Origin of the sequence: Erythrobacter sp. (assembly GCF_023653175.1) — a bacterium.
In the GTDB taxonomy this organism is placed as follows: Bacteria; Pseudomonadota; Alphaproteobacteria; order Sphingomonadales; family Sphingomonadaceae; genus Erythrobacter.
Genome location: NZ_JAMNXL010000237.1, coordinates 1 through 4,551 on the forward strand (window position 1 = coordinate 1; position 4,551 = coordinate 4,551).

4 protein-coding genes and 1 pseudogene are annotated in these 4,551 nt (G+C 68.3%); all 5 read right to left on the reverse strand.

The window, feature by feature from the left end; all coding sequences use genetic code 11:
* Positions 1–550, reverse strand: a 550-nt coding sequence (locus NBV68_RS17955) for an enoyl-CoA hydratase/isomerase family protein (RefSeq protein WP_296312557.1), incomplete at its 3' end; no start/stop codon positions are given.
* 14 nt (positions 551–564) lie between these two features.
* The gene (locus NBV68_RS17960; RefSeq protein ID WP_296312560.1) at positions 565–1,779 is read right to left on the reverse strand and encodes a hypothetical protein; all 1,215 of its coding nucleotides are present in this window, start codon (positions 1,777–1,779) and stop codon (positions 565–567) included.
* Between the two features lie 50 nt (positions 1,780–1,829).
* Positions 1,830–3,617, reverse strand: coding sequence for a sulfatase-like hydrolase/transferase (locus tag NBV68_RS17965; protein ID WP_296312563.1), 1,788 nt, complete (start codon positions 3,615–3,617; stop codon positions 1,830–1,832).
* 8 nt (positions 3,618–3,625) lie between these two features.
* Positions 3,626–3,883 (reverse strand): hypothetical protein, encoded by a 258-nt coding sequence (locus tag NBV68_RS17970; RefSeq protein ID WP_296312566.1) that lies wholly within the window; start codon positions 3,881–3,883, stop codon positions 3,626–3,628.
* A pseudogene (locus NBV68_RS17975) lies at positions 3,880–4,551 on the reverse strand (glutathione S-transferase C-terminal domain-containing protein); the annotation flags it as partial. The pseudogene NBV68_RS17975 and the gene NBV68_RS17970, both read right to left, overlap by 4 nt.

Sequence of the window (4,551 nt, forward strand, 5' to 3'; positions counted from 1 at the left end):
CGCCCGCAAGCCCGAGCGCATGGGCCGCCGTGCCATCAACCGTGCGGTTTTCGAGCATGAAGCGCATCGCGCCTTCATACCCCAGCGCCTCGATCAGAGTGATGGTGAGCCCGCCATCGGGCGAGCCGCCGATCCGGGTGTAGCCCGCCATCAGCCGCGCGCTGCGGGCCACCAGCCGCACGTCGGTCGCCATGGCGAGGCCCAGCCCTGCGCCGACCGCCGCGCCATTGATCCCGCCCACGATCGGCTTGTCGCAGACCCGGCGCATCACCAGCAGAAAGCGGCTGACCCAGTGCAGATCGTCAATCTGCGCCGATTGCGGGGTGAGCGAGGAATAGGTCTCGCTGCCGCTGAGATCGACGCCGGAGCAAAATGCGCCGTGCGATCCCTTGATCGCCACCACCCGCACGTCATCGTCGCGCGCGGCCTCTTCCAACGCGTCGATGATCGCCCAAGCCAGCCGGTCGGAGAGCGCATTGCGCTTTTCCGGCCGCGCCAAAGTCAGCACCCGCACGTGTCCGCGATGGGTGACTTTCAGCCCGCTTTCCATCCTCATTCCTCCTGTCATGTATGATTTGTCGGCGCATCCGATGCGCTGGCCGCGACGAACACGCGCGCCAAACGCCCCATCGAACACCAGTAGATATCGCCCGCCCAGCCGGGGGAGGGGAACACCACCCCCTGCAACATCCCGCCCACCACGATCCGCGCGGCGGTTTCCCCGGTGGTGATGTCGAGCGCGATCACCGCCTCGCGGCGATGGGCGTAATCATTGGTGATCACCAGCCCGCGCGCCGGGTCGAGCAGCAGATGGCTCGCACAGCCGATCCCCTCGCGCCGCCACAAGGCTTGCAAGGGCCCATCGCCATAGCGCCAGGCGGCGATCACCCGGTTGGCCGAATCGTAAGCGACCACGATCCGCCGCGCGGGATCGACCAGCGGCGGATTGGTGATGCTGCCCCCAGGCAGGCGGCTCACCGTGACCGCCTCGACATCATCGCTGTTATCGAGCGCCACGCGGATCAGGCGGTTGGGCGTGCGCCGCAACCCGCGCCCGATCATGCTGAGCCGGTAGCGGTGGTGGCCATTGTCCATGAACCACGCATGGCCATCGGCGATCACCGCATCCCAGCCATAGGAATTGCCGCTGCCCTCAAGATAGAAGTGCCGCCAGTCGGGATCGCGGCGCAGCGCGGTGCCGTCCCAATCGAAGCGCATGATCGAGGCGGTGCCGACCAGATAGACCGTCTCGCCCACCGCGCTCAGCCGGGCGATCGAGGGTTCGGGGCAGGCGACCGGCGCGCAGACCGGGGCGAGGCTGTCCGGATCGAGCACGCTCAGCATCGCCGGGGCATGGTCCGACAGGTTCTTGGTGACGATCAGCCCGCAATCGAGGGTCACAAAGCTGTTGTAGGGCGCGTTTTCCGGCAGTCGGCGCGCGGCCTTGATGGTGCAATCGCGGCCCAGCCGATGCGCCCAGCGGCCATAGACGGTGACGAGATCGCCGTTCGCGTGCAGCGCCATCCCGCCCGGCCACATCGGCCCACCCGGCAGGCGCGGCGAGCGGACAAGGGGGCGCAGGGTGACAGGATCGATCCGCTCCACCCGCGCATGGGTGGCAAGGCCGATCTGGCTGCGCAGGGCATTGTGGGTCAGCAGGAACACCTCGCCCGGCGCTCCCAGCACTGTCATGGTGGTCATCCGCACCCGGCGGGCGGTGACCTGCAGCGCAACGCCGCGTTCAAGCGGCAGTCCGAGGCCATCGGGCAGGGCCTGCATCCGCGCTGGCCCGCCATCCTCACACGGCCAGGGGGTGGGCGCGTAGCCTGTCACGGCGCAGCGCGGCGGGCGGTGCGGCGGCGGCGCCACAGCCACGCGCCGCCCACCAGCGCCAGCCCCAGCATATAGGGCCATAGCATCAGCAAGCGCGGCACCAGCAACTCGGCCGTGGCATAGGCCAAGATCTGGTCGGGCGCCGAATAGCCAGCAGGCATCGCCAGCACCCCATCAGCCTTGGCATAGGCGGCATATTCGGCCTGCATCGCGGCGAAGCGCTGAGGCTCGCGCGCGGCAAGATCGGTGGTCTCGCCCGGATCGCGCACGATGTCGTAGAGATGCCATTGGCCATCGCCATAGGGGGGCAAGTTCTTGACGAGTTTATAATCACCCTCGAACAGCGCGGCATTGCCCGACAATTCGTAACCCAGCGCCTCGTCGGGCGCGCGTACTGCCTTGGCCGCGCCGGTCAGCATCGGGGTGAGATCCTTGCCGGTGATCGGCTCGGCTCGCGCGGGCGTCGGCGCGCCCGCCGCTCCCGTCAACGCCAGCAGCGTGGGCGCAATGTCGGTGACATGGGCAAAGCCGCGCGCGATCCTGCCCGCCTGAAGCTGCGGGTTGCCCGGCCAGGCCACAATCAGCGGCACCCGCAAGCCGCCTTCGCTGGCGGTGAACTTGTAGCCGCGAAACGGCGCCGCCAAGGCGCTGGCGAACCCCGCGCCGATCACCGTCAGCGATCCGGGCCGCCCCTGCCGCTCGACCCGCAGATCGTAGAACGTCTCGACATTCAAGCGCTCGAACGTGCCAAGATTGGCCGGATCGCTGGGCTCGGGGCCATTGTCCGAGAGGAACACGAAGATGGTGTTGTCATACTCTCCGCGGGCCTTGAGCGCGGCGATGAGCCGTCCGACCTCGCGGTCCATCGCGGATGCCATCGCGGCGTGCGCAGCCATCGCGCCGGCGCGCTGGGTCTGCTCGGCGGGGGTGAGAGAGGCCCAGTCGGCGGTGCTCTTCATCCGCACCATCGCGGGCTCGGGCGCGATTAGCCCGCGTGCCGCCGCCCCGCGCGCCCGCGCCTGGCGCAGCGCATTCCAGCCCTCGCGGTAACGCCCGGCATAGCGCGCGAGATCAGCATCGGGGGCCTGAACCGGTATATGGTTGGCAAGGAAATTGATCGAGGCATAGAACGGCCGCCCCCGGCGCGCGGGATCATCGAGATAGGCGATGGTCTTGTCGACAATCAGGGTCGAGGAGTAGAACGGCGCAGGCAGCGCCACCGGCTGCGAATCCTCGGTCCACTTGACCTCGTTGTAGAGCAGGTGGATCGGCTTGTTTTCGAAGTTGTCGGCCCCCGATTGCAGCAGCGCCAGCGCCCGGTGATAGCCGCGCGCGCGGGGCTGATCGGCGGGGTCCACGCCAAGATGCCACTTGCCCACCAGCACGTTGTAATAGCCTGCCGCCTCCAGCCGCTGCGCCAGAGTGAGCGCTTGCGGGGCGATTGTGGTGGCATAGCCCGGTCGCCCGCGATGCTGGGGCGGGATGGTCTCGGGCATATTGCCGACCCCGGCGCGGTGGCTGCGCACCCCGGTCTGCAGCATGGCGCGGGTGGGCGAACAGCTGCCCGCAACATGGAAATTGGCAAAGCGCACCCCGCCCAGCGCCAGCGCGTCGAGATGGGGCGTGGCAATCTCGCCCCCGAAGGCGCCGACATCGGTAAAGCCCCAATCATCGGCGAGGATAAGGACGATATTGGGCCGCTTGGCCTCAGCGGATGGCGCTTGCGCCTGCACCGGTGCAAGTGCAGCCAGCCCCGCTGCAAGGCACTGCCAAGCGGACCGCATCGCGCCTGTCACCGCCCGGCCGCAGTCAGCGCGGCCTTGATTTCGGCCAAGGTCACGAACCCGCTCTTGTCGGCGTCGATCCGGTCGAAATTGGCATGGATGCGCGGCATCCCGGCCTTGGCCTCGTCGCGGCTGAGCTTGCCGTCGGCGTTCTTGTCGGCGACCTTGAAGCGTTCTTCGGCCTGTTTGAAGGTGCTCGACTGCGCCAAGACGGTTTGCGGGGCCATGAACAGGGCGAGCGCGAGCAGGAGGAACCGGCTGGTCATGCGAAAAGTCCTTTCAGTTGGGTGCGGGTGAGGAGAGGGTCGAGCGCGTCGCGATCCGCCGGACTGAGCGCCGCGTGGCGCGCGCGCAGATCGGCGAGGCATTTGAGCTGGTAGCGGAAGGTGCCCTGAGTATAGGGCAGCCCGTCGACGGTGATCGCGAAGGTCTCCGCGCCCGCTTCGGCAGCGGCGGCATTGGCGAGCAGGAACGGCGCATAGACCGCGCCTGCCACCGCCAGCAGCTGCTCCACCACCGGGGCAAGCTGGGAAGCGGACGAGTCCCATTCGCCTTCCACCCCCGACATGTCATCGACATGCAGCAGCCAGCGGTAGGTGTAGGGGAAATCGGCGCGCATCATCGCCTGCGCGGTGGGATCGACGCCGAGCTGTGAAAGCTGGCCAAACAGGCCGAATTCGGCAAGGCTGGGGCGGGTGCCGAACAGGCAATGGCGCGTGGTCACGTGGGCTTCGAGCGCGGCCAGCACCGCGCGGGTGGTGCGCTCGATCAGCGGGAAGTTTTCCTCGGTGCAGCCGACGATGGCCATGCGTTCGACCTGGCGGGCGCGGAACTGCGCGGCATAGGCCTGGCTCGCCGCGAGCCCGCCGCCTTCCAGCGCATCGAACGCCAGCCAGCGGCTCATCTGTTCCTGATCGACCGGGCGCAGCCAGCG